Below are 20,721 nucleotides of genomic sequence, written 5' to 3'. Positions count from 1 at the left end.
TCTGGCCGTTCACAACGACGTCAGGCAGCGACGGCCGGCGCTTCCTTCTTGTCCCATTCTGGGTCCCAGATCATGACGGTGTGGCCGGGAGAGACCTCGCGATACTGGCGCACCGGCGGGACGTAGTTCGCAGGCCGTATTGGGCTCTTAATCTCGTCATTGGTGAGCAGACGCTTCTGCAGGCGCCGCCCCGGATCGGCAATCGGCACTGCCGCGAGCAGTCGTTTGGTATAAGGATGCTGCGGATTCTGGAAGATCGCTTCGCGCGGGCCGATCTCAACGATCTCTCCGAGATACATGACGGCGACGCGGTGGCTGACGCGCTCGACCACCGCCATGTCATGCGAGATGAAGAGATAGGCGAGCCCCATGCGGGCCTGCAGATCCAGCATCAGGTTGACGACTTGCGCCTTCACCGAAACATCGAGCGCTGAGACGGCTTCGTCTGCCACTATGAGCCGCGGCTCGAGCGCCAGCGCACGCGCAATGCAGATGCGCTGGCGCTGGCCACCGGAGAACTCGTGCGGAAAGCGGTTGACCATGTCGGGCGAAAGACCAACTCGCTGCAGGAGGTCGGCGACCTTGTCGCGTGCTTCTGAACGGCTGGCGAGATTATTGATTAGCAGCGGCTCGACGATCGCAGTGCCGACATTCATGCGCGGATTGAGCGATGCGAACGGATCCTGGAAGATCATCTGCATGCGACTACGCTGCTTGCGCAATTCGTGTTGGCTAAGATTAAGAAAGTCGACGCCGTCGAGCAAAATTGAGCCCGAAAGGGGCTCGGTCAATCGCATCACCGCGCGGCCGGTCGTCGACTTACCACAGCCTGACTCGCCTACCAGTGCCAAGGTTTCGCCGCTCTTGACGCTGAACGACACATTCTCAACCGCATGGACCCGTCCCTTTACCGAAGAAAACAGACCGGAACGGATTTCGAAGCGTTTGGTCAAGCCGGCGACTTCCAGCACGGGGCGCTCGGCCTCCTTGGTGGTGTCCGGCACCTCGGCCGGCACGTCGGACTGGCCAGTCGCGCGGTCGACGACCGGGAAGCGCATCGGCCGCCTTCGACCCTTCATCGAGCCGAGTTTTGGAACGGCCGAAAGCAGCGATCGCGTATAAGGGTGGTCGGGGCTATTGAAGATGTTCTCGGTCGGCGCGGCCTCGACCACCTGGCCGTTGTACATAACCACCGTGCGGTCGGCGATCTCGGCGACGACGCCCATATCGTGCGTGATGAAGAGGACGGACATGCCCTCCTCCTCCTGCAGCTCCTTGATCAGTTCCAGGATTTGCGCCTGAATCGTCACATCAAGCGCAGTCGTCGGCTCGTCAGCGATCAGCAGCTTCGGCTGACAGGCTAGTGCCATCGCGATCATCACGCGTTGACGCATGCCGCCCGAGAAGCGATCTGGATATTCGTGCAAGCGCGCCTTCGCGGCGGGAATGCGCACCTTATCCAAGAGTCGAATGCTCTCTGTCTCAGCTTCGGACCGTGATAGCCCACGATGCAGAATCAGTGCCTCGGCGATCTGAAAGCCAATGGTCAGCACCGGGTTCAGTGAAGTCATTGGTTCCTGGAAGATCATGGCGATTTCGTTACCGCGGATACGGCGCATCTCGGCATCCGGCAGGGTGAGCAGTTCCTTACCCTCGAGCTTGATTGACCCTTTGATCTCGCTCAAGCGCTCGGGGTTGAGCCGCATGATCGAGAGCGCAGTCACGCTCTTGCCGGATCCGGATTCGCCGACGACAGCGACAGTCTCCTCCGCGCCGATCTCGAACGATACGTCATTCACAACGGGATTCCAGCGCCCTCCCACACGGAAGGAGGTGACCAAATGAGAAACTGAAAGGATGGGAGGACTCATCTGCTGTTTAGTCACCGCGAGAAGTTTAGGTACAGGCGTCCGGAGGTCTTCCATCACTCTCCCCAGACGTCTCGGAAGACACGCAACCAGTTCAATCCCAGTATCTTGCGGACATCGTCCTCCTTGTACCCACGGCGAATAAGCCCCTCGGTCATTCCTAGGAACATTTCGGGCGTTTCAATTTCAGGCGGGTTGTAGTGGGGTGGGCGTGGGTAGGCCTCCGGGTTCCAAGACCCCCCGCTGATAGCCTGCTCCCACTGGCTGATCACTGTGTCGAGGTCGGAGAACGGGAGAGTTCCCCACCAGTAATCGAGCCCCAGGCCGACGTGATCGATGCCGATGAGCGCGACGAAATGATCGATATGCGCAATTAGATCATCAAGCGACGGACGCGCCGCATCGCCTTCGGTGGGCACAACGAATTGCGGGACAGCGGTCACGGCGACAAGCCCCCCCGTTCCCGCTGCTGCCTTCGCTTGATCGTCCTGGATGTTTCTCTTGCTGGGAAAGACCGCGGCAGAATTGGAATGAGAGAAGACTGCAGGTCTCGTCGTCAGCGACAAGGCATCCATTGTCGTCTTGTAGCCGGTATGGGTGCAATCGACGATAACCCTGTTCTCATTCAGCCTGCGTACAAGAGCCTTGCCAAACCTGCTAAGCCCGCCGTCGATTTCTTCTTCGCATCCGTCTCCGACGTAATCCTTCCTGTTGTAGGTCAGCTGCACCATCCGCACGCCAAGCGCCTGGAAGGCTTCGACGAGGTTAAGATCTGTCTCGAACGGTCCCGTGCCCTGAAAATGGAATAGGATACCGACATGACCATCGCGCTTGGCTGCGTCGATGTCAGATGCTTTTTGCACCAGCCTCAGGTCTTTCCTAGACCGTATAAAGTGGAGCCAACTGCCGATCTCCTTTAGCGCTGCGGCAGGAGAACCTTCGCCGGCGTTGACAGTCGGAGCCACGCAGGTAACGCCGCCGGCTTTGTAGGACTCTACATATCTCTTCTTCTCAAGAAGCGGGGCGACGGCATCGATAATGACCGCATCGCGGTGAATTCTTTCGGCGTCCAAGCCATTCCTCCCAGAAAGTTCGCTAGCCGGCCAATGAGCATCTGAATACAAACCACTTGGATCCAGAATTGTCAAGGCGTTGTAGATTGGATACAGTTGCCAATATGCATATCTGGTGGCTGGAAGAGAGAAATTAGATGGCTGGGATGAGTGTGATTGTCGTCGGCGCCGGCATTGTCGGACTGAGTGTCGCCTACGAGGCGCTACTAAGCGGAGCGGCGGTCACTATCATCGACCGAGACCCTGAGGGCGACAAAGCATCATTCGGCAACGCCGGCGGCATCGCCGTAACCGAAGTGATACCCTTATCTGTCCCGGGATTGTGGAAGAAAGTGCCCTTCTGGGCTCTGGATCCGCTCGGCCCACTAGCGGTCCGGATCAGGCATACGCCTCATTTATTCCCATGGCTTTGGCGGTTCGCAAAAGTGGGCTCAGCATCCGAAGTGCGACGGATTTCTGGCGCGCTCGCGGAGATCAACAGCCGCGTTTATGACGATCTCGTGCCGCTCTTCAACAAGGTCGGCCTTGCGAACGATCTGTTTCGCAAGGGGGCGCTGACCGTCTACGAGAGCGAGAGCGGTCTGAGACGCGACCGGCCGGAGTGGGATGCAAAGCGTGCACTCGGCGTTGAGAGCCAAGAGTTATCGGCTTCGCAGGTCAGGGACATGGAACCAGCGCTCGGTCCGATAGTGAAAAATGGGGTGTTCACGCCTCAGTGGTCGCATGTTTCGGATCCGAAGAGGATCGTGGACGTTTTGCGCTGCTGGCTTGCCGATAACGGCGCGGAAATCTTGCAAGACCAGGTTGACCGTGTAGAGCCTAGAACCGACGGTGCGGCGCTTACGCTAAACGGCGGCAAGACACTGAGGGCAGCAAAGATCGTCATCGCAGCGGGCGTTTGGTCGGCACAACTCGCCAAGCAATTGGGGGATCGCGTGCTTCTCGAGAGCGAGCGCGGATACAACACCACGATCGCCTCGCCGGGGGTTGTCCTGGAACGGGAAGTGATATTCGCAGATCGGAAATTTGTGGCGACGCCGCTCTCGATCGGCTTGCGGATTGGCGGAGCGGCCGAGTTTGGCGGATTGAAGGCTGCGCCGAACTTCAACCGCTCGAAAGCCCTCGTGACGCTTGCCAAGCTCTATCTTCCGGGCATCAAGGAAGAGGGAGGCGTGGAGTGGAGCGGTCATCGGCCTGCCACGCCAGATAGCCTCCCAGTCATAGGCCGGTCTGGCCCGAGCCCGCGTATCATCTATGCGTTCGGTCATGGTCATCTTGGACTGACACAGGGGCCAACAACCGGCAAAATCGTCGGGGACCTCCTCTTCGAACGAAAGCCATGCCTGAATGTGGAGCCTTTTTCTGTGGCCCGCTTTTCTTAGAATAGGAAACGTCTTTAATCCGCCGGCTTTTCTCTGCGCTGTCGCCCTTGTGGAAGCCGCGCGGGTCCTGTTGGCTGGAACCTTGCCATGTATATTCACTGAAGAAGGATGTGTCGGCCCCGTGCATGCGAGCCAAGCTGGCGTTAGAAACACTGAGGGGAGTTGAGTAAGGTGGCGTGCACAAATCAGGAAGCAACTTCGCCCGCGGCGTTTGCGCCGCTCAGGAATTCGACCTTTCGTTCGATCTGGCTCGCCATACAGGTTGCCAACCTCGGCTGGTTGATGCAGGCCGTTGCCATCAGCTGGCTGATGGCAACGATCTCGACGTCCGATGTGATGGTTGCGCTGGTGCAGGCGTCAGCGACTCTACCTGCGTTCATATTGTCTGTCTTCGTCGGGGCCATCGCCGACAACTTCAGCCGTCGCAGGGTCATGTTCGCCGGTTGGTGCCTTATGGCTATAGCATCTGCGATGCTGGCTACTTCCGTGGCGCTCGGCTTTGTCGCCCCATGGATGATCCTCGGCTTCAGCTTCCTGATCGCGTGCGGCAGCGCGGTCAACGATCCCGCTTGGCAAGCGTCGGTTGGCGATATCGTCGACCGACGCGACGTTCCCGCCGCGGTCACCCTCCTCACCGTCGGCTTCAACACTGTCCGGACCGTAGGCCCGGCGCTTGGCGGCCTCGTCGTTGCCTCGTTCGGGCTTGTGACGGCGTTCGCCGTGACCGCGCTCAGCTACCTGGTACCTGTGTGCACCATATGGCGCAGCAAATGGAAGGTTCGCTCTTCGCCTCTCCCGCGCGAACCGCTGCGGACTGCGCTCCATGACGGTCTGCGCTTCACGGCGATGTCGTCGGAAATCAAGGCGTCGATCGCGCGCGGAACCCTCTTTGGCCTGGCGAGCATCGCGATACTCGCGCTTCTGCCGCTGGTTGTCCGGGATCAACTGGGAGGAGGCCCCATCGCCTATGGCACCCTGATGGGCGGCTTTGGGACAGGCGCCGTCCTGGCCGGGGTCTCCAACAGCATGCTCAGACGGAGCTTGCAGCTAGAGCGGCTGATGAGGCTTGCCTGCGTCGCTTGCGCGGCATGCTGCCTCTCCCTTGCACTGACCTCTTCGATTGCGGTGGCAGCAATTGCGCTCGCCTTCGGCGGTGCGGGCTGGGTCACCGCATGGTCCGGGCTTGGCGTGAGCGTCCAACTGGCAAGTCCGCGCTGGGTCGTGGGGCGCACCATCTCGATCTACTATGCTTTGATAGACGGCGGCATCGCGGCGGGCAGCTGGATATGGGGCACGGTGACCCAGAACCATTCCCTGACCTTGGCGCTCGAATGCTCCGCTGGCGCCCTATTGCTCGTCGCCGCAGTTGGCGTCCTGTTTCCTCTTCGCGACCGCCGCGACTCCGACCCCGACCCTTTGGAGGAATTCGACACCCCGGCGGTTGCACTCGATCTCAGGCCGAGAAGCGGTCCGATCGTCGTCAAAGTCGAGTATATGATCCTCGAGAAAAATATTGAGGCTTTCCTCGATCTCATGCGCGAGCGCCGACATGTCCACAGCCGCGTTGGTGCGAGGCACTGGACGCTCCAGCGTAACCTTCAGAAGCCTATGCAGTGGACAGAGACATTCCATACCCCGACCTGGACGGACTACCTTCGCCTCAATCATCGTCTCACGGAAGCAGACAAGGGACTGGACGAACGTGCTCGCGATTTGCATGCGGGAGAGCACCCACCTCAAATGACACTTTCGATTGAGCGGCCGACACGTTCGACCCGCAAGCCAGAGCAAACAGTGCCATATTTTCCCCGGCATTGACCACTGCCCTACGTGAATCCTCGGCTTGGTGCGCGGAAAGCAACTACTCGCCCCCGACGGACAACTCAGTCACACCGATCAATAAGTCATGACCTCGCCAGCAGCACGGTCAATGAGATAAAATCGCTCAAGCGAGTTGGCCTTTTCTATAAGCGCCGGCTCGCCACGACGTCGGCAGATTTCCTTAAGCCAGCCATACATATCCACGCAGTGGACCTTGTGGAAAAAGTGGAGCTTCGCCAGAATCGCGACGATCTCTCGATAATTGGCCTCGCTGATAATCTCCGAAAATCCCAGAACGGATTCGAGCGTTTCATCAGTCCACTCCTTGCGAGTATCCACCGTGGCATTCCTTGCCGACGGCTGTTCGACATTGATTGCAACCTCTTCCAGGGAACGAGTCCCCTCGATGTCGACCACTAGATGTAAGCGTGGAGTTGGTGAGAAACATCCCGCGCTGTGCGGCAGGCTTGCGTCAAGAAACCAGATCTCACCTCGTCCCATATGGAATATATTATTCTCTTCTGTATTGGAACACTTTTCATTCGTATCTAGAACTAGGTGCACTCTGATAAATTTCCCTTCTAGTTCCAAGTAATCACGGTGAGGTATTATACACGCGTTTTCTGATATCCGGATGATCCGCGCGTAGCGTATAGAGTCCCTATCAAAGTGATTGTCCAACAATTCATTGAGATAGGGTAAGGATTGGCCCAGAGGTGTCGCCAGCGCTGGGGTCTCGTGGACGACCACTCTCTGCTCCTCCTGCTTCCCCGACTGATTGCGGAGCATGCAGAATTCCCACCGCCCGCAGGCGAAATCCGAATATTCGCTCGAGAAGTTGGACTTCGCTAAGACAGCCAAATCGTCTGTCAGTCGCCTTTGATCAAGCTGGACCACACCCAATATCCGCGTTGTCATTGTCTAGCCTCCGAATTAGTTCACTTCGAAAATCAGGCAGCTATCTGCGCGACTTATCCAAGGGGATATGCGCGTTGTGCCTCGTTCCTGCCCTCCTCCCTAAGGAAGCCATATGGCTCATTCCGCATGGCGCGAACCAAAATGGACTCCATGTCTTTCACGTCGACTAGCCTTGCGTAGGTTCCACCCAGCGCGAAGTCACGTATGACGTCCTTCAACTCATAGTCGTCGCGAGCGACATCACGCGCCAGAAACCTATACTCGGGCCTTCCCATGACATCGCGAACATAGACCGGTGATGAGGCGTCAAGCGGCCCGGTCCCGAAATCAACAACTCCCTCGATATCGGTCGTCTTCATGTACGGCACTTGCGCCAACAATTCGCAGCGGTGCACATGAGTAACAACCGGTGTGCCCAGGCGCATGACAAAGCCCCCGAGCTGGCTGATCAATCCAAAAATCGAATCGTCACCGAACGGACTGCATTTCCACCAATCGGCTTCGCATAATTCCTGCGCTCTCAGGCCAGTCACGACCATGGAATAAGCTGGATGTTTGGTGCGCCCAGCAGGGAGCTCTCGCATCACAAGATCCGCCAAAACCCCGGCTTCGGACCTGGTCTCCGTCCAATGAAAGCGCTGCGTAGTACAGTAGCTCGGCGTGAACGCCGGGAGAATAACGGTGGACGACGCGGAGACGCGCTCGATCCCTTCAAGGAGAATGGTTGTTATCTCTTTGGGGGTCATATTCCTTAAAGCTACAAGCGATGAGTGCAGTACAACCGTGCTTGGAGCTTTATTTTCAATGTATTCAATAAGTTGCTCCAACTCGTCCCTAAATTCGGCACCCTTCCCGCTCTTGCCCGTGGTGCTCGCATGAGATTGGTTGCGACCCACCGGTTGAATTCTCCTTGCCCACTCCTCGAGCGATAGGTCTTGCTCTTGATAGACGTCCTCGCCAAACATGAGGCCGGCTTCGGCCAACTTGAGTTGGATATCGAGGAAGTTCAGTGAATCTATGTCGCACTCCCGAGCTGTTAAGCTGGGAAATGCCCATCTTCCCTTTGCGGCGTGTACCGCCTCCAGCAAGTGATCTAGCGGTGACCCCGCCGAATGTTCCTTCCGAGATGTGGCATGGTTCATGTTCGCCCTGATCGCCTCCTTGGCAATTCTCTGGAGGGCGATCTGGTCGAGTTTTCCATTAGCTGTGAAAGGAAGCCCGACAAGAGGCACAACGAGCCTCGGAACGCGATCATTCGGCAGGATATCCGAAAGTCGCCGATGAACTTCTTCCACGTCAGCGTCCGCGGGCGTCACCATGCAGACCAGATCCTGGCTCTTGTCGTCGTCTCTATCGACCACGACCACAGCTGAATCCGTGCATAGGCCCGTCTTATCGAGGGCGCTGGTAATCTCTCCTTTCTCCAGCCGGGTTCCTCGGTACTTGATCTGATCATCGTTTCGTCCGAGAAACCGCAATCCGTTTTCTTCCGACGCCACGACATAGTCACCCGTGCGGTACAGCATTTGTTCACCGTTAGCCGTCAAGAATGGCACGAAGCGAAGTTTCGACTGTGCTTCGTCCGCCACGTAACGTTGGGACGTTTGCACTCCTCCCACCCAGAGCTCGCCCTCGACTTCAAAACCAACCTCCGAGTTGCCTTCGTCAAGAACATAGAAATCAACGTTGCATGCTGGTTTACCGATGAACATTGGGAGTTCTGCGTCGCCACGGCGGCAATAGTGATAGCTAACGGCAACACAACACTCGGTTGGCCCGTAGCTGTTTACCAGCGTAGCGTCAGGAAGAGCCGAGTAAAATCGTCGCCTAAGCGAGTCTGGCAAGGATTCACCATTGCAGACAACATATTTGAGATCCGTGAACCGCTCCGCTACATAGGGAAGACGTTCAAGTGCTCCCAGGAAGCGCCGCAACAGGGTTGGAACCATCTGAAGGACGTTCGTGCCGCTTTGAACTAGGAACTCGACCGTTTGAATGACCTGTGCTTGCAGTTGCGTAGTCGGCAAGACAATTGTCCCACCGGTCGCAAATGGCACGAAGAACTCCGGGATCGAGACATCAAATGAGGGTCGGGTGAGTTGGGAGATGCTCATCCCTTCCGAGAAATCGATCATGTCGACATACCAGTCGACCAAATTCAGGAGAGCTGCCTGGGAGACCGGCACCCCTTTCGGGATACCGGTGCTCCCAGAGGTGTGCATGATGTACGCAATGTTTGAGAACGCTGAGTGGATATCATCGCGTGTCGGAATAGGCTCTACGCGCATCGAACCACTAGGATCTGGACTAGCGATCGCTTTGGCGTTCGTGTTGCGGATTATGTGGTCCAACCGCTGATCGGACTCCGATGGATCAACAGGCACGAAGGCAACGCCCAGCATTTGGGTGGCGAGAATAGCTGTGACCAAATCCACCGATCGGGGAAATTTAAGTATAATCGCATCGCCAGGGCGGATGCCGATAGCCACGAAGCGCCCCATAAGCCTGGACGCGGACATCCCCAATTCCTGATAGCTTACGTCGCCGTTCTCGTTCGTCCGCACAGCCGTGTTGGACGCAAATTTATCCAGGGTTTTGGCAATGACATCGCCTATGTTGTCGTCGCCAAAACGTAATGACCGGCGCGGACCGGACAGGGTAGGCATTAGAGTCTGCATCGTAGGCATGTCCATTGCAGTTTTCCGTCTTCCGCCCAGAGGTTTGCATGGGACGTTTCGCGGTGAAGAGTCGCAGTCGGCAGGCCGCGTTAGCGCGGCCAATCTCATTTCGTCTAGCGTCGACACTTCGGAGCTTCAACAATCGTGCCAACTGCGCCAAGATTGCGTCAGAACAAATTGTTCGCAAAGCATTCAATGGGTTAAATGGTGTATGGCAGAACGTCGGGTCTAGCCCTATCCAGTCGCGACTTTGATAAACCCGACAGCAGTTGTCGGGTTGCCGACAATTGCCGATGCTGTCGGCTTGTCGGCTACTCTTAGATTCCGTCGTGATGTACCTTTGCAGATGGCGATCGATGGCAGAGCGATCGAGAGGCGTCGTTCATCCGCTCAACGATGCCGTGCATGTCCTGTCCGCCGGAGCATGGTTCGGCGCTCTCGCCCTCCGCTGTAGCCATCCGGGGTGGCTTCCGATTGCCCACATCATCGGCTTAATTCAATGGAGATGGCGAAGGCGATGTCGTGCAAGCCGGTCATGCCGCGCCACACAACCATGTTGCTGGTAGGCGGATCATGGTTATGGACCAGATAGCCGTCAAGCAGAGCTATAACGGAATTTGGGTGGCTGGGTTGATCAAGCGGCGCTTTGCGGCTTCATTTCGATGGCCTCGATGCCGTCCTGGAACCTGGCACCCGCGAGCAGTTTGGGCAACTGATTTTGTCCCTTCAATCTTCGCCAGGATTTGGCGGCGGCCATGACTGTCGCATTGCCTCAAGGAAAATGTTACCGCGCGGGCTCGTTGCCTCACCTAAAATGTTACCCGTGAAGGCGCATGTCGCCATGGTGCCTTCACCACCAGGGAGGCAACATGAAGACGAAGATGACCCATGCCATGCGCATGGAACTGGCCAATGCGGTCAGGGATCGCTATGCGGCCGCAACGACCAAGGACAAGCGCCGGATCTTGGAGGAGTTCATCGCGGCGACGGGATATCACGAAAAGTCCGCAATCCGTGTCCTGAACAGCCACCCGGAGCGGAAGCACCGTCAGACCCGCCAACGCCCGTCGCTCTATGATGAGGCCGCTCGGGCCGCGTTGATTGTGCTGTGGGAAGCTTCCGACCGAGTTTGCGGCAAGCGGCTCAAGGCTCTACTGCCCATTCTATTGCCGGCGCTGGAACGCAATGGACATCTAAAGCTCGAGGAGGAGATCCGCCACAAGATCCTGTCGATGAGCGCCGCGACGATCGACCGCTTGCTCCATGCCAAGGCGCACCATACGTACGAAAAAGAAGCCAAGGGTTGTGCCAGAGCCCCGGCGGCGCATCAAAATGCGCACCTTTGCCGACTGGAACGAGCCGCTTCCCGGCAGCATGGAAATGGACCTGGTCGCTCATTGCGGAGAGGCCAACCGCGGTAGCTACGTTCACAGCCTGGTTCTGACCGATATCGCGAGCGGATGGACGGAGGCCGCGCCCATCGTGGCCCGAGAAGGCACCCTCGTGGTCGAGACACTCGAGCGCATCCGCATGGGCTTGCCCTTTGCCCTTAGAGCGCTGGATGTGGACAATGGCAGCGAGTTCGTCAACAACAGGCTGATCGAATATTGCCTTGGTCACGGCATCGAACTCACTCGCTCGCGACCTTACCGTAAGAACGACCAAGCGTGGATCGAGCAGAAAAATGGGGCGGTTGTTCGGAAGCTCCTGGGCTATCGACGCTTCGAGGGCTTGGCGGCAGCCAGAGCGATCACGCGCCTCTACGGGGCATCCCGGCTGTTTGTGAACTTCTTCCAGCCCTCGTTCAAGCTGGCTGCCAAGCAGCGCGACGGAGCGAAGGTGGCCAAGCGCTATCATCCACCGCAGACTCCCTGCGAGCGTCTCCTGCAGGCGGAGGCTATGCCGATGGCCGCCAAGAACAAGCTGCGCGAGATCGCCGGCGACCTCGATCCGCTGAAGCTGCTGGAGGAGATGCGAGCTGTGCAGGCTTATCTGGCGGCGCTGGCTGACGGCGAAACACCGCCACCGGCGACATCGGAACCGCCCAACCTGGCCGCGTTCGTAGCCAGCCTATCGAGCGCCTGGCATGCGGGCGAAATCCGTCCGACCTTCTCCATCGAAGCCAAACCGCGTTACCTGCGAAGTCTACAAAAGGTCTCGACACAAACCCTTATTGCGAGTCCCTCGCCGACGCTCAAACCGGTGATCCCACCCACTCCTCCCGCGACGATGCAGGAGAAGCCGAAGCCGGTCTACGCCGAGCCTGGCCAAGCCCGCGTCCAGGCGCTCCGCATGGTGTGGCCGATCGTTTGTCGCCGATTGGAGGAATTCCCCAACATCAACGCCACGCAGCTCTTCGAGGAGCTGTGCGTCCAGTTTCCAGGTCGATTTACCCGCAAGCAGTACAAAACACTCGTTCAACGGGTCAATCTCTGGCGCCAAGCGGCTCGCGCGCGCGGTGTTGTCGTTGGGCCAAAGACTTATCGTCGGCTCAACGACAAACCGCGCGGCCGACGTCCCGACATCTTTAAGGACCATTGGGAAGAGATGGCACGATGCCTTGAAGAGCGTCCGGATCAGACCGCACTTGAACTTCTCGTCGAGTTCCAGGTCCGTTATCCCGGACGATACAGCTTGCACCAGCTTCACACGTTGCAGAAGCGAGTAAGGGCGTGGCGACAACAAGCCGTGCAGCGGCTCATCGGCGAGGTCAGCAGCCTAGCGCCGTATGTCGCTTCAGATTCCGCACGTCTGGCGAGCGGGTAACATTCTTGGTGAGGCAGCCGGTAACAAAATTAGGTGAGGCAACACGACAGCCATGACGAGCTTGAAGACCATCAGCCTGGCGGTTTTCGATGACAGGGAGCCCTTCGTGCGCACCGTGCGGTGGCGAACGGTGGCAAGACGCTCTCGATCGGATTCGACGTACGCAGATGATCCCAGTGTTCGGCGGGGAAGTCGTAGAACGAAAGCAACGTCTCGCGATCCTTCTTCAGGCAGTCGAGCGCCTTATCGTACTTCGCGCCGTAAATCTCGCGCAAATCCGTCTTCATGTTGGCCTGCACCGAGAGCGGCACCTTGTTGAGGACGTTGGCTGTCTTGTGCACCCAGCAACGTTGGTGCCTGGTGCCGGGAAAGACCTCGTCGAGCGCCTTCCAGAAGCCGAGCGCACCATCGCCGACGGCAATATCGGGCGCGATCTTCAGGCCACCCCGCTTCACGTCGACCAGCAACTCGCGCCAGCTCTGTGCGCTCTCGCGAACGCCGGTCTGGAAACCGACGAGTTCTTTCCTGCCCTCGGGCGTGGCGCCGATCAGGACCAGCATGCATTCGGCTTGGTCTTCCATCCGCGCCTGCAGATAGACCCCGTCCGCCCACACATAGACATAGTGGCGCGCCGAAAGATCGCGCTTTTGCCAACGCTCGTAGTCGGCGTTCTACTCTCCCGTCAGCCGCGTGATCACCGAGGGTGACAGGTTCGGCGCGTCCTTGCCCACAAGCGCGCTCAGCGCTTCCTGAAAATCGCCCGTCGAAACACCGCGCAGGTAGAGAACGGGAAGCAGCGCATTTCGGCAGGATCGATGAGGAGAACCGGACCCGATCAACCTCGCCATTCGCGCCGCGATCCCGGATCTTCACCCGGCTGACTGGCACTGGCCCGATCCCCGTCTGGATGCTCCGCTCCGGGCCGTGACCATGCCGCACAATCCGCTCACGGCCGTCGCCGAGCTTAAGCCCGCATCTCGGCTAGAAACGTCTTGGCCTCGATCTCGATCGCCTGCGCCAGCAATTTGCGCCCCCCGGTGCGGAGCACATCCGTCAGGGGATCATCAATTTCGTCGGGCTGACGAAGACGCAAAACATTGGTAGTCTCGTTCATGGCGTATCGCTCTCCATGAGAAGTTCTGGCAGGTGTCGCACTGCACTTAAATGTAAGATTGCGCCGACCTCTCGCGACCACTGTACCTAATGATGAGATTCAATGCCCCTGAGTCTCAATTCACCTGCAGCGGCTGAGAGTTTCTCGAAGCCGACATGCCGGCGCCGATTGCAACGAATCGCGTGTAATGGGGCCCAAGCGTTTGGCGCTTGAGTTCGGAGACTAACGTGGGCCCTGCCTCATAGACGATTGAGATACCAGCGAGCAGCGCCATGCGAAGTCCGATAGGCAAGATGGGTCTTGCAATCGTAGGTCTTGGGAGACCCTGTTCGGCTACAAGCTCATCGAAACCTTGAACGACGGCGCCAAGGATGGTGGAGTGGCGTGTCGATGCCTGATGACGGGAGCGCTTTGGGCATCGTCTGATGAGCAGCAACCGGGCGATATCGATTGGCGATACCCCACCGACAGATGCTCCCCGCAGCGACTTATCGATGAGCTCCTCCCCATGGACGGCATTTACCCAAAGATCCTCGAACGGCGATGACGTGCTTGGGAGGGCAGATGCCCCCTCCCTCGTTCCTTGCTGCCGTTGCCTGCAAACGGGACAGGTTATCCGCCAACCCTCGATCCAGCTTCGCTGTACCGCAGTTGAGGCACCTCGCAAGCTGTTTTGCTCGGAGCAGGCGACGCAGCATTGAATGACGCGTGGCGCGACGAGCCGCGCTGCCGATTGTGGGAACCCAGACGTGGTCATTGCCAAGATTGTCGAAGATTGGGATCGAAACAGCCTCGCAATGTGAACGGCGGCGGTTGGCCCCAAGTTTGTATCGGTTTGCCGCAAAGATGTTGCCTCAGGAAGGGCATGGCGAAGCATCGTGAGCGGTGGAACACCATAGAAATCGGCATGGCGCGTGATCCACGACGACAGGAGCTCATCTGGGACGGGTTTGAGAATGACTGAAAGTGGCCGTGTGCCGTTGAGCTCTCGGATCATGCGTATGCTGTTTCGGTAACTGGCGGCCGCCAACTTTCCACAGCTTCATCGGTGATATGCTCTAAGCCGCTCTCGATCGACTCGGCGGACAGGCTCGTGATCGCCTGGAAAATATTTGCAGTGATGCCGCCGCTGATCTGCAGAATTCGGCGTAGAGATTTCGGCGTCAGCACCGTCGGTCGGCGAAGCGGCATATTCCGCAAAATGGACGAAACTAGTGCTTCGAACTGTTCGTTGGCCGCCCACCTATTCAAGGTCAGCTCGCCGAATCGGCGGGCAAGCTGTACGTCGCCACTTATCGCTTCGCGCGCTTCGATAACGCCGAAGCAAACGAGGGAGATCTGAAGCCGATTGCTGAGAAATCGCAGCGTGTTCAGCACGACCCGCTGTTCGCGGTACGAGCCGGCGAGAATGTTATGTACTTCATCGATCACAAGAACGTGGACGCCGACCGTTTTCAGAAGCCGCAACGCCGCTTGCTCCATCTGTACGATGTCGGCGCGGGGTGCCTGTGGCGCGCCAAGTGCAGCCAGAATGCCGGCATATAAACGGCGCTCACCTGGCTTCCCGGTCATCTCGATTGCCAGGACCGGTATAGTCTGTACGCCGGTCGTCGGATCAAAACGGGCGGGGTTGTTGTCGCAGAATTTTTCCAGGATCATCGTCTTGCCCATACCACTGTCGCCGTAGATGGCCACCGAGGGCATGCGCGTGCCGCGAGGATGGTCGATCAGCAGGTTGAGACGATCGAGCGCCTGCTTGGCGCGCGGATAAAAAATCCAGCGCCGAGCCTGAATTGCGCGAACTCGCACAATATCAGGCTCGCCTAGGAGGTCTTTGGCCGCCTGCGTCAGATGGACGTTATCCGTGCTCAAAGGGGCTCAATCCAGATCTTCAACGGAGGGAACAGGTTTGCTTGAATCGACGCCTCGAAGCGATCCCACTTCATCGTCATCCACATTCGTTTTCGCAAGCCGCAGACGCCCTTGTGTCTTGTGTTTCGCCTCCTCGATCAGTTCGCGCTGCGAAAGCGCAGTACGGACAAGGACGTGCATGTCAATTTCGCGTTTGCCCTGGGCGTTGAGTTTGCGCCGGGCAGCCTGCGCCTCCCACAGCGTAATGGGCGCGAGTGTCACATCGGCATAGCGAGCCTCAACAAAGCTGCCGGAGTGACGCCTAACAAAAACGCGCGACAAATCGCGGGGGTCGTATTTCACAATCAGGCGGGCCTTGGCCCGTCCGATATCGGCGGCGAAGGCGGGAGACCAGTAGCGGATGTTGAAAAGATGGATGCCGGTCGGGCGCAACGTTCTCTCTGCCTCCGGCAGGAAGGAGATCCAGAATTGCATACGATCGTTCGGCAGGCGCAACACCAACTCGCTCTCGTGCTGCCGCCAGACCGCAATCGGTGGCCGACGGAGTGCGCCATGGATAGCATGATGGTATTGCCCAACGATCTCGAGTGCGATGTAGCGCTCAAGCTCTCGAAGCGTCAGTGTCGCATGGCGTTTGGCATCGTACTCGCGCCGTTCCTCGATGTTGCTCGAGGTCGATCCTGGCAGCAGGTGAACCGCGCCCATCTGCGTGCCAATCAACCGTTCGATGTGGCCGCCGAAATGGGGCGTCCCCGGCGGACGCCAATCGATCTGTATGCCGTTGTCCCGGCAAGCACGTTCGAATGCATGACTACGAAAATCCGCGCCGTTGTCGACATGTATCGTTCCCGGCAAACCGGCCACTGGCCACGCTTCATGGATACCCCTCTCCTGCAACCATGGGGTCTTGTCGAACACGGAGTGCAGTATGCATAGGCTTGTCGATAATCGCGAGGGCGCCTCCATGGTCAGATAGAGGCCCGTCACCATCCGAGAAAAGATGTCCAACGCTAGTGTCAGCCAGGGCCGTCCGAGCGGCTGACGCGTGTCTTCGTCGACAACGAATACGTCAACTTTGGTATGATCGATTTGAACAAGCTCAAGCGGCCGCGACGCCGAAAGGGCACCTGGCGTGGCCGTTGTAGCTTTGACGACCTCGCTCTCGCCGCGCTTACGCCCCCTCACCCGTAGATCGACCTCTTCAACCCGGGATTTGATAGTGCGCCAGTTTGGTGGAGTAAGGCCGGCCGCTGCGCAGGCGATTTGGACCTGGCGAACCAGCTGCGCGAAGGACGGGCGTGTCGGCTTGAGATAAAAGCCTTCAATCGTTCGTCGCACGAGGGCTTCTCGATCTTTGTTGAGGGCGCGATGTCCCTGGCGCCGACCGCGCTTTCGGTCCATCAGTGAACTTACAGTGCCACCCGCTCGAAACAGCCTGATCATCCTGTAGAGGGTGGCCCGGCTGAGGTCCAGTTCCCACGCCAGATCCGCTACAGCCTGCCCGCTCAGACCTTTTGGATAGCGCTCCACGAGCTTGCGGATTGCCTCTTCGCGCCGGCACGCCTCGTTCCAACGCGCTCGGTCTCCGTAATCATCATTGGTGTCGTCGCCCATGCCGCCTGCGAACAATTCAAGCTAACGTTAGGCCGTCAGAATCTCACAATTACTGCAGCGGGCCAAGCGCGAATCTCAAATCAAATGCAAATTCTCAATTGCCTTGTTGCCGATCGCCGAAAGCAACGACGCGGCAGCAGACCCGGCTGCTGTCGGGCTGATGATGGCGATTGCCGCCATGCGGCGCAAGGAAAGTCGTGGCGCCCACTACCGGACGGATTTTCCCCATCCTGCACCCGACGCCAGACGGTCCGAAATCACCCTCGAAGCCGCCTTGGGCGCAGCGCGGGAGCTGGCGCACTCCTCAGCGGTGGAAAGGGCCACCCGATGAACCTCAGCCCGCTTCCCGTTATCATGCTCGAACCGCTGGTGCGGGCAGCCCTCCTCGAAGATCTCGGCAGGGCCGGCGACGTAACCACGGAAGCCATTGTAACACCCTTCCACTATGCAAGGACCGTGCTGGCGGCGCGCCAGCGCGGGATTGTCGCGGGGCTCGATCTGGCCATGCTCGCCTTCCGCCTGATCAGTCCCGACGTTGAAATCTTGGTGGAGCGGCCAGACGGTTGCAGTGTCGTGGAAGGAGAGGTCATCGCATCGGTGGTTGGCCCGGCCCGGGCCATTCTCACCGCCGAACGCACCGCACTCAATTTCCTGTGCCATCTGAGCGGCATCGCCACGGCGACGGCATCGATCGTCAATGCCATCCGCGACCACCCTGTGAAGATCACCTGCACCCGCAAGACGACACCCGGCTTGCGGGCGGTCGAAAAATACGCCGTGCGCGCCGGTGGTGGCGCCAATCACCGCTTCGGCCTCGACGACGCGATCTTGATCAAGGACAACCACATCGCCATCGCCGGCGGGATCCGTGCGGCCATCAAGCGCGCGCGAGCAAGTGCCGGCCATCTCGTCAAAATCGAAGTCGAGGTCGACACGCTGACCCAGTTGGAAGAGGCCCTGACGCTTACTCCTGACGCTGTGCTGCTCGACAACATGTCAGTCGACGACTTGCGCCAGGCGGTGGCGATGGTTGCCGGTCGAGCCATCACCGAGGCGTCGGGCAGGATCACCGCCGCAACGGCGCCAGCCATCGCCGCCACCCGCGTCGATCTGATTTCCATTGGCTGGCTGACTCATAGCGCGCCGATCCTCGATATCGGACTTGATTTTCGAGCGTCGTTATCACCTGCGAGCAAACCCGCATGACTCGCACGACGAACATAGAGCTGGGCACGCCGGCCGGCGCCACCGGGTCGCGGCTGCATGTCGACGAACCCGACATTTCCGCCATGATCGACGCGCTCTTCGAGGTGTTGGGCAAGGCATGACCAAGCGTATCGTCATCACCGGGACAGACACCGGAATTGGCAAGACCGTGTTTTCGGCAGGGCTCGCCGGCCTGCTCGACGGTTTCTACTGGAAGCCGGTGCAATCGGATCTCGACGCCGAGACCGACAGCGAGGTCGTTGCACGGCTTGCCGGCCTGCCGCCAGGCCGCGTGCTGCCGGAAGCCTACCGCTTGCAGAGCCCGCTTTCGCCGCACCGTCCGGCCGAAATCGACGGCATCTCGATCGAGACTGCCGATCTTTCATTTCCGGTCCTGCCGACACCGCTCGTCATCGAAGGCGCCGGCGGGCTCATGGCGCCGCTCAACCGACAGACAACGTTCATCGATATTTTCCGGGAATGGCAACTACCCGTCATCCTTTGCGCACGCACCGCGCTCAGCACCATCAATCACACTGTGCTATCGATCGAGGCGCTCAAGGCTCGCTCCATCCCAATCATGGGCGTTGCTTTCATCGGCGACGAGGTGGCCGACAGCCAAAGGACGATCGCTGAGTTGGGCAATGTGCCACAACTCGGCAGGCTGCCGCACCTCGATCCACTGACGCCCAAAACGCTGAGGCAAGCGATGATTGCCAGCTTCGACCTAGACCTGATTGCCGGACGCCAATGATGTCGCAGTCTCGTCTGTGGCATCCGTTCACGCAAGCACGTACTCGAGCCGGCAATCCCCGAGATCGTCCGGAGGGAAGTCGCCTACCCTCCACAAGGCCGACAGTGCGCGTGTCCTGGATGCCATTTCGTCCTGGTGGGTCGTCACCCACGGCCACCACCATCGCCGTATCATGAAGGCCATCGAGCCGACCTCGGCGTGCCTCGACCAGACGCTGAAGCCCTGGGCTTCCCCACCACCATGTTCATCGTGCTTTTCGCGGTCGCCCGCACCGTCGGCTGGATCGCGCAGTGGAAGGAAATAATCGAGGATCCGCACCAGAAGATCGGCCGCCCCCGGCCGCTCTTCACTGGCGCTACAGAACGCTAGTAGGTACCGATGTCTGATCGTAAAGGCAAGTGAGGGCCAGTTGACGGCGCCGGATCCAGCGCCTCGCGTCCTATCAGATCGGGTCCAGAAAGCGGAAACCTGTAGGAAAATTACGCTCGATGATCCCTGAGCAAGCCGATCGATCACCCACGCGAAGCGCGCATATGCTCAGCCGGGTTCAGAATGTTCTCATGTGTCAGTTCGATTGTTTTGCGCCTGCCCCATTTCATCCTGGGACGACATCAGAAGATAGGCCCCCTGTAGCCGAGAGCCCGGCCCGTTCGAATTCAGAAATTGCTTTTGGGACAGGGCGCATTTGTCTCCTGGCATCGTTTTTTGCAGAAGCTGTCTCGTAGTGAATATGGTTATGGTAGAACGTGCCGTCCGAAGCCTGCGAATACCATGGTTTTGCCCCTTTACGAAATCTGCCTGTTAGCATTTTACTTTGCATAGATGACGAACGAAGAACGCAAATATCCGGGAGAGCTGGCCTCCCCGCGACAAGTCCACGAGTTGGCGGAAGAATACCGCAAGGCCGCAAGCCTGCTCCTGCAGCTCGGCCGACCTGGCAAGCCGCTTACTCGAGCACCATTCAGATTATCGGCAATCCACGCAATCGAGCTCTATCTGACCGCGCTTTTGCTCCACCGGGGGCACAACCCCAATCAAATCCGCAAAATGCAGCATGACCTGTCGAAGCGGACAGAGCAGGCCCTGGAAGCGGGGCTGCGCCTTCGCGCGAAAACCGCCAAGCATCTTCAGTCCCTCAGCCAGAATCGGGAATATCTCGTCACCCGCTACGGCCCGGAACTGGCGGCGACCGCCTCGCAGATAAACCGCCTTACCGCCACCCTCGAGGAGGTGGCGGTAAAAGTCACCGTATTGATGGCACTGTCCCCACAAACTCCGCAGCAGGTTGCCACGGCCGCGGCCGGCAAGGCCTAACCCCGTTGCTGCTTTGTTGGTCAATACCGCGGCTCCGCGGCCTCTCTGTCAGCCGCAACCGCCAAATCAAGGACATGATGCACAAGGAACACATCGATGAGGTACGCAACCTCGTCGCGTGGCATCGGCAACTTGTCAGGGCTGATTAGGTCGGGGAACACGCAATTGTCGATATAGTCGCCGGCGTCCCAAAGTCTACGCGTCAGCTCCTCATTGTTTGGTTCGATCCGCTCAATGACGGCCTCGAACGCGGCGTCCGCGACTTCGATCAGAACAGAACGATCAGCCCCCGTCACTGGCAGGGACGCGATAATGACATTGGAATCCATGAGAGGATATTC

General features: G+C 58.7%; 18 protein-coding genes and 2 pseudogenes. 10 read left to right on the top strand and 10 right to left on the bottom strand.

Going from position 1 to position 20,721, the window contains the following annotated elements; translation table 11 throughout:
- Positions 1-20 precede the first annotated feature (20 nt).
- The gene (locus MAFF_RS25680; protein WP_010913928.1) at positions 21-1,871 is read right to left on the bottom strand and encodes an ABC transporter ATP-binding protein; all 1,851 of its coding nucleotides are present in this window, start codon (positions 1,869-1,871) and stop codon (positions 21-23) included.
- Positions 1,872-1,924: 53 nt separating this feature from the next.
- Positions 1,925-2,941 carry a dipeptidase gene (locus tag MAFF_RS25675; RefSeq protein WP_010913927.1) on the bottom strand — a complete coding sequence of 339 codons (1,017 nt, stop codon included), beginning with the start codon at positions 2,939-2,941 and terminating at the stop codon, positions 1,925-1,927.
- A 146-nt stretch (positions 2,942-3,087) separates the two neighbouring features.
- On the opposite strand from MAFF_RS25675, the gene MAFF_RS25670 reads away from it, so the two are divergent.
- Together MAFF_RS25670 and MAFF_RS25665 are read left to right on the top strand one after the other, a co-directional pair.
- Positions 3,088-4,323 carry an NAD(P)/FAD-dependent oxidoreductase gene (locus tag MAFF_RS25670; RefSeq protein WP_010913926.1) on the top strand — a complete coding sequence of 412 codons (1,236 nt, stop codon included), beginning with the start codon at positions 3,088-3,090 and terminating at the stop codon, positions 4,321-4,323.
- 171 nt (positions 4,324-4,494) lie between these two features.
- Positions 4,495-6,141 (top strand): MFS transporter, encoded by a 1,647-nt coding sequence (locus tag MAFF_RS25665; protein ID WP_010913925.1) that lies wholly within the window; start codon positions 4,495-4,497, stop codon positions 6,139-6,141.
- A 78-nt stretch (positions 6,142-6,219) separates the two neighbouring features.
- Here the strand turns inward: MAFF_RS25665 and MAFF_RS25660 are convergent, their stop codons facing one another.
- The 3 genes from MAFF_RS25660 to MAFF_RS41200 form a co-directional block, all read right to left on the bottom strand.
- Positions 6,220-7,062, bottom strand: a complete 843-nt coding sequence (locus MAFF_RS25660) for an L-proline cis-4-hydroxylase (protein ID WP_010913924.1) — start codon at positions 7,060-7,062, stop codon at positions 6,220-6,222.
- A gap of 53 nt (positions 7,063-7,115) precedes the next feature.
- Complete coding sequence (locus MAFF_RS25655) at positions 7,116-9,728, bottom strand: AMP-binding protein (RefSeq protein WP_244420611.1); 2,613 nt, start codon at positions 9,726-9,728, stop codon at positions 7,116-7,118.
- Positions 9,729-10,374: 646 nt separating this feature from the next.
- The gene (locus MAFF_RS41200; protein WP_010913922.1) at positions 10,375-10,497 is read right to left on the bottom strand and encodes a hypothetical protein; all 123 of its coding nucleotides are present in this window, start codon (positions 10,495-10,497) and stop codon (positions 10,375-10,377) included.
- Positions 10,498-10,609: 112 nt separating this feature from the next.
- Here MAFF_RS41200 and MAFF_RS39325 point away from each other — a divergent pair, with 112 nt between their 5' ends.
- Both MAFF_RS39325 and MAFF_RS37035 read left to right on the top strand, forming a co-directional pair.
- The gene (locus MAFF_RS39325; RefSeq protein ID WP_010913921.1) at positions 10,610-11,161 is read left to right on the top strand and encodes a hypothetical protein; all 552 of its coding nucleotides are present in this window, start codon (positions 10,610-10,612) and stop codon (positions 11,159-11,161) included.
- Positions 11,073-12,506 carry a DDE-type integrase/transposase/recombinase gene (locus MAFF_RS37035; RefSeq protein ID WP_157866078.1) on the top strand — a complete coding sequence of 478 codons (1,434 nt, stop codon included), beginning with the start codon at positions 11,073-11,075 and terminating at the stop codon, positions 12,504-12,506. Before MAFF_RS39325 ends, MAFF_RS37035 begins: the two co-directional genes overlap by 89 nt.
- Positions 12,507-12,554: 48 nt before the next feature.
- On the opposite strand, the pseudogene MAFF_RS25640 reads toward MAFF_RS37035, so the two are convergent.
- From MAFF_RS25640 to MAFF_RS25630, 4 genes and pseudogenes are all read right to left on the bottom strand, one after another.
- A pseudogene (locus MAFF_RS25640) lies at positions 12,555-13,620 on the bottom strand (IS256 family transposase); the annotation flags it as partial.
- Between the two features lie 115 nt (positions 13,621-13,735).
- Positions 13,736-14,617: a TniQ family protein gene (locus tag MAFF_RS41500; protein ID WP_010913916.1), complete on the bottom strand. Its 882-nt coding sequence runs from the start codon at positions 14,615-14,617 to the stop codon at positions 13,736-13,738.
- Positions 14,614-15,492 (bottom strand): TniB family NTP-binding protein, encoded by an 879-nt coding sequence (locus tag MAFF_RS25635; protein ID WP_010913915.1) that lies wholly within the window; start codon positions 15,490-15,492, stop codon positions 14,614-14,616. Before MAFF_RS25635 ends, MAFF_RS41500 begins: the two co-directional genes overlap by 4 nt.
- Before the next feature lie 6 nt (positions 15,493-15,498).
- Positions 15,499-17,106: a Mu transposase C-terminal domain-containing protein gene (locus MAFF_RS25630; RefSeq protein ID WP_010913914.1), complete on the bottom strand. Its 1,608-nt coding sequence runs from the start codon at positions 17,104-17,106 to the stop codon at positions 15,499-15,501.
- A gap of 160 nt (positions 17,107-17,266) precedes the next feature.
- Here MAFF_RS25630 and MAFF_RS38245 point away from each other — a divergent pair, with 160 nt between their 5' ends.
- The 6 genes and pseudogenes from MAFF_RS38245 to MAFF_RS25615 all read left to right on the top strand — a co-directional run bounded on the left by MAFF_RS38245 (position 17,267) and on the right by MAFF_RS25615 (position 20,380).
- Positions 17,267-17,437 (top strand): hypothetical protein, encoded by a 171-nt coding sequence (locus tag MAFF_RS38245; protein ID WP_080512101.1) that lies wholly within the window; start codon positions 17,267-17,269, stop codon positions 17,435-17,437.
- Positions 17,434-18,312: a carboxylating nicotinate-nucleotide diphosphorylase gene (nadC, locus tag MAFF_RS25625; protein ID WP_010913912.1), complete on the top strand. Its 879-nt coding sequence runs from the start codon at positions 17,434-17,436 to the stop codon at positions 18,310-18,312. Before MAFF_RS38245 ends, nadC begins: the two co-directional genes overlap by 4 nt.
- On the top strand, positions 18,309-18,434 hold the full coding sequence (locus tag MAFF_RS41195) for a hypothetical protein (protein ID WP_280112123.1): 126 nt from the start codon (positions 18,309-18,311) through the stop codon (positions 18,432-18,434). The genes nadC and MAFF_RS41195 overlap by 4 nt, the downstream gene beginning before the upstream one ends.
- Complete coding sequence (gene bioD / locus MAFF_RS25620; protein ID WP_010913911.1) at positions 18,431-19,066, top strand: dethiobiotin synthase; 636 nt, start codon at positions 18,431-18,433, stop codon at positions 19,064-19,066. The genes MAFF_RS41195 and bioD overlap by 4 nt, the downstream gene beginning before the upstream one ends.
- 216 nt (positions 19,067-19,282) lie before the next feature.
- A pseudogene (locus tag MAFF_RS38240) lies at positions 19,283-19,435 on the top strand (citrate/2-methylcitrate synthase); the annotation flags it as partial.
- A 453-nt stretch (positions 19,436-19,888) separates the two neighbouring features.
- Positions 19,889-20,380, top strand: a complete 492-nt coding sequence (locus tag MAFF_RS25615; RefSeq protein WP_010913909.1) for a hypothetical protein — start codon at positions 19,889-19,891, stop codon at positions 20,378-20,380.
- Positions 20,381-20,400: 20 nt separating this feature from the next.
- Here the strand turns inward: MAFF_RS25615 and MAFF_RS25610 are convergent, their stop codons facing one another.
- The gene (locus MAFF_RS25610; protein ID WP_010913908.1) at positions 20,401-20,709 is read right to left on the bottom strand and encodes a hypothetical protein; all 309 of its coding nucleotides are present in this window, start codon (positions 20,707-20,709) and stop codon (positions 20,401-20,403) included.
- Positions 20,710-20,721 lie beyond the last annotated feature (12 nt).

It is taken from the genome of Mesorhizobium japonicum MAFF 303099 (assembly GCF_000009625.1).
GTDB lineage: Bacteria > Pseudomonadota > Alphaproteobacteria > Rhizobiales > Rhizobiaceae > Mesorhizobium > Mesorhizobium japonicum.
Note: the sequence above shows the minus strand (reverse complement) of the source record. Positions and strands in the feature narration are given on the sequence as shown.

Bases quoted from the DNA above. Each gene is read 5' to 3' on its own strand.
- MAFF_RS25680 (WP_010913928.1), bottom strand. From the start codon at position 1,871: ATGAGTCCTCCCATCCTTTCAGTTTCTCATTTGGTCACCTCCTTCCGT.
- MAFF_RS25670 (WP_010913926.1), top strand. From the start codon at position 3,088: ATGAGTGTGATTGTCGTCGGCGCCGGCATTGTCGGACTGAGTGTCGCC.
- bioD (WP_010913911.1), top strand. From the start codon at position 18,431: ATGACCAAGCGTATCGTCATCACCGGGACAGACACCGGAATTGGCAAG.
- MAFF_RS38245 (WP_080512101.1), top strand. From the start codon at position 17,267: ATGATGGCGATTGCCGCCATGCGGCGCAAGGAAAGTCGTGGCGCCCAC.
- MAFF_RS25660 (WP_010913924.1), bottom strand. From the start codon at position 7,062: ATGACAACGCGGATATTGGGTGTGGTCCAGCTTGATCAAAGGCGACTG.
- MAFF_RS25630 (WP_010913914.1), bottom strand. From the start codon at position 17,106: ATGGGCGACGACACCAATGATGATTACGGAGACCGAGCGCGTTGGAAC.
- MAFF_RS41195 (WP_280112123.1), top strand. From the start codon at position 18,309: ATGACTCGCACGACGAACATAGAGCTGGGCACGCCGGCCGGCGCCACC.
- MAFF_RS37035 (WP_157866078.1), top strand. From the start codon at position 11,073: ATGCGCACCTTTGCCGACTGGAACGAGCCGCTTCCCGGCAGCATGGAA.
- MAFF_RS25655 (WP_244420611.1), bottom strand. From the start codon at position 9,728: ATGCCTACCCTGTCCGGTCCGCGCCGGTCATTACGTTTTGGCGACGAC.
- MAFF_RS25615 (WP_010913909.1), top strand. From the start codon at position 19,889: ATGACGAACGAAGAACGCAAATATCCGGGAGAGCTGGCCTCCCCGCGA.
- MAFF_RS39325 (WP_010913921.1), top strand. From the start codon at position 10,610: ATGAAGACGAAGATGACCCATGCCATGCGCATGGAACTGGCCAATGCG.
- MAFF_RS41500 (WP_010913916.1), bottom strand. From the start codon at position 14,617: ATGATCCGAGAGCTCAACGGCACACGGCCACTTTCAGTCATTCTCAAA.
- MAFF_RS25610 (WP_010913908.1), bottom strand. From the start codon at position 20,709: ATGGATTCCAATGTCATTATCGCGTCCCTGCCAGTGACGGGGGCTGAT.
- nadC (WP_010913912.1), top strand. From the start codon at position 17,434: ATGAACCTCAGCCCGCTTCCCGTTATCATGCTCGAACCGCTGGTGCGG.
- MAFF_RS41200 (WP_010913922.1), bottom strand. From the start codon at position 10,497: ATGGCCGCCGCCAAATCCTGGCGAAGATTGAAGGGACAAAATCAGTTG.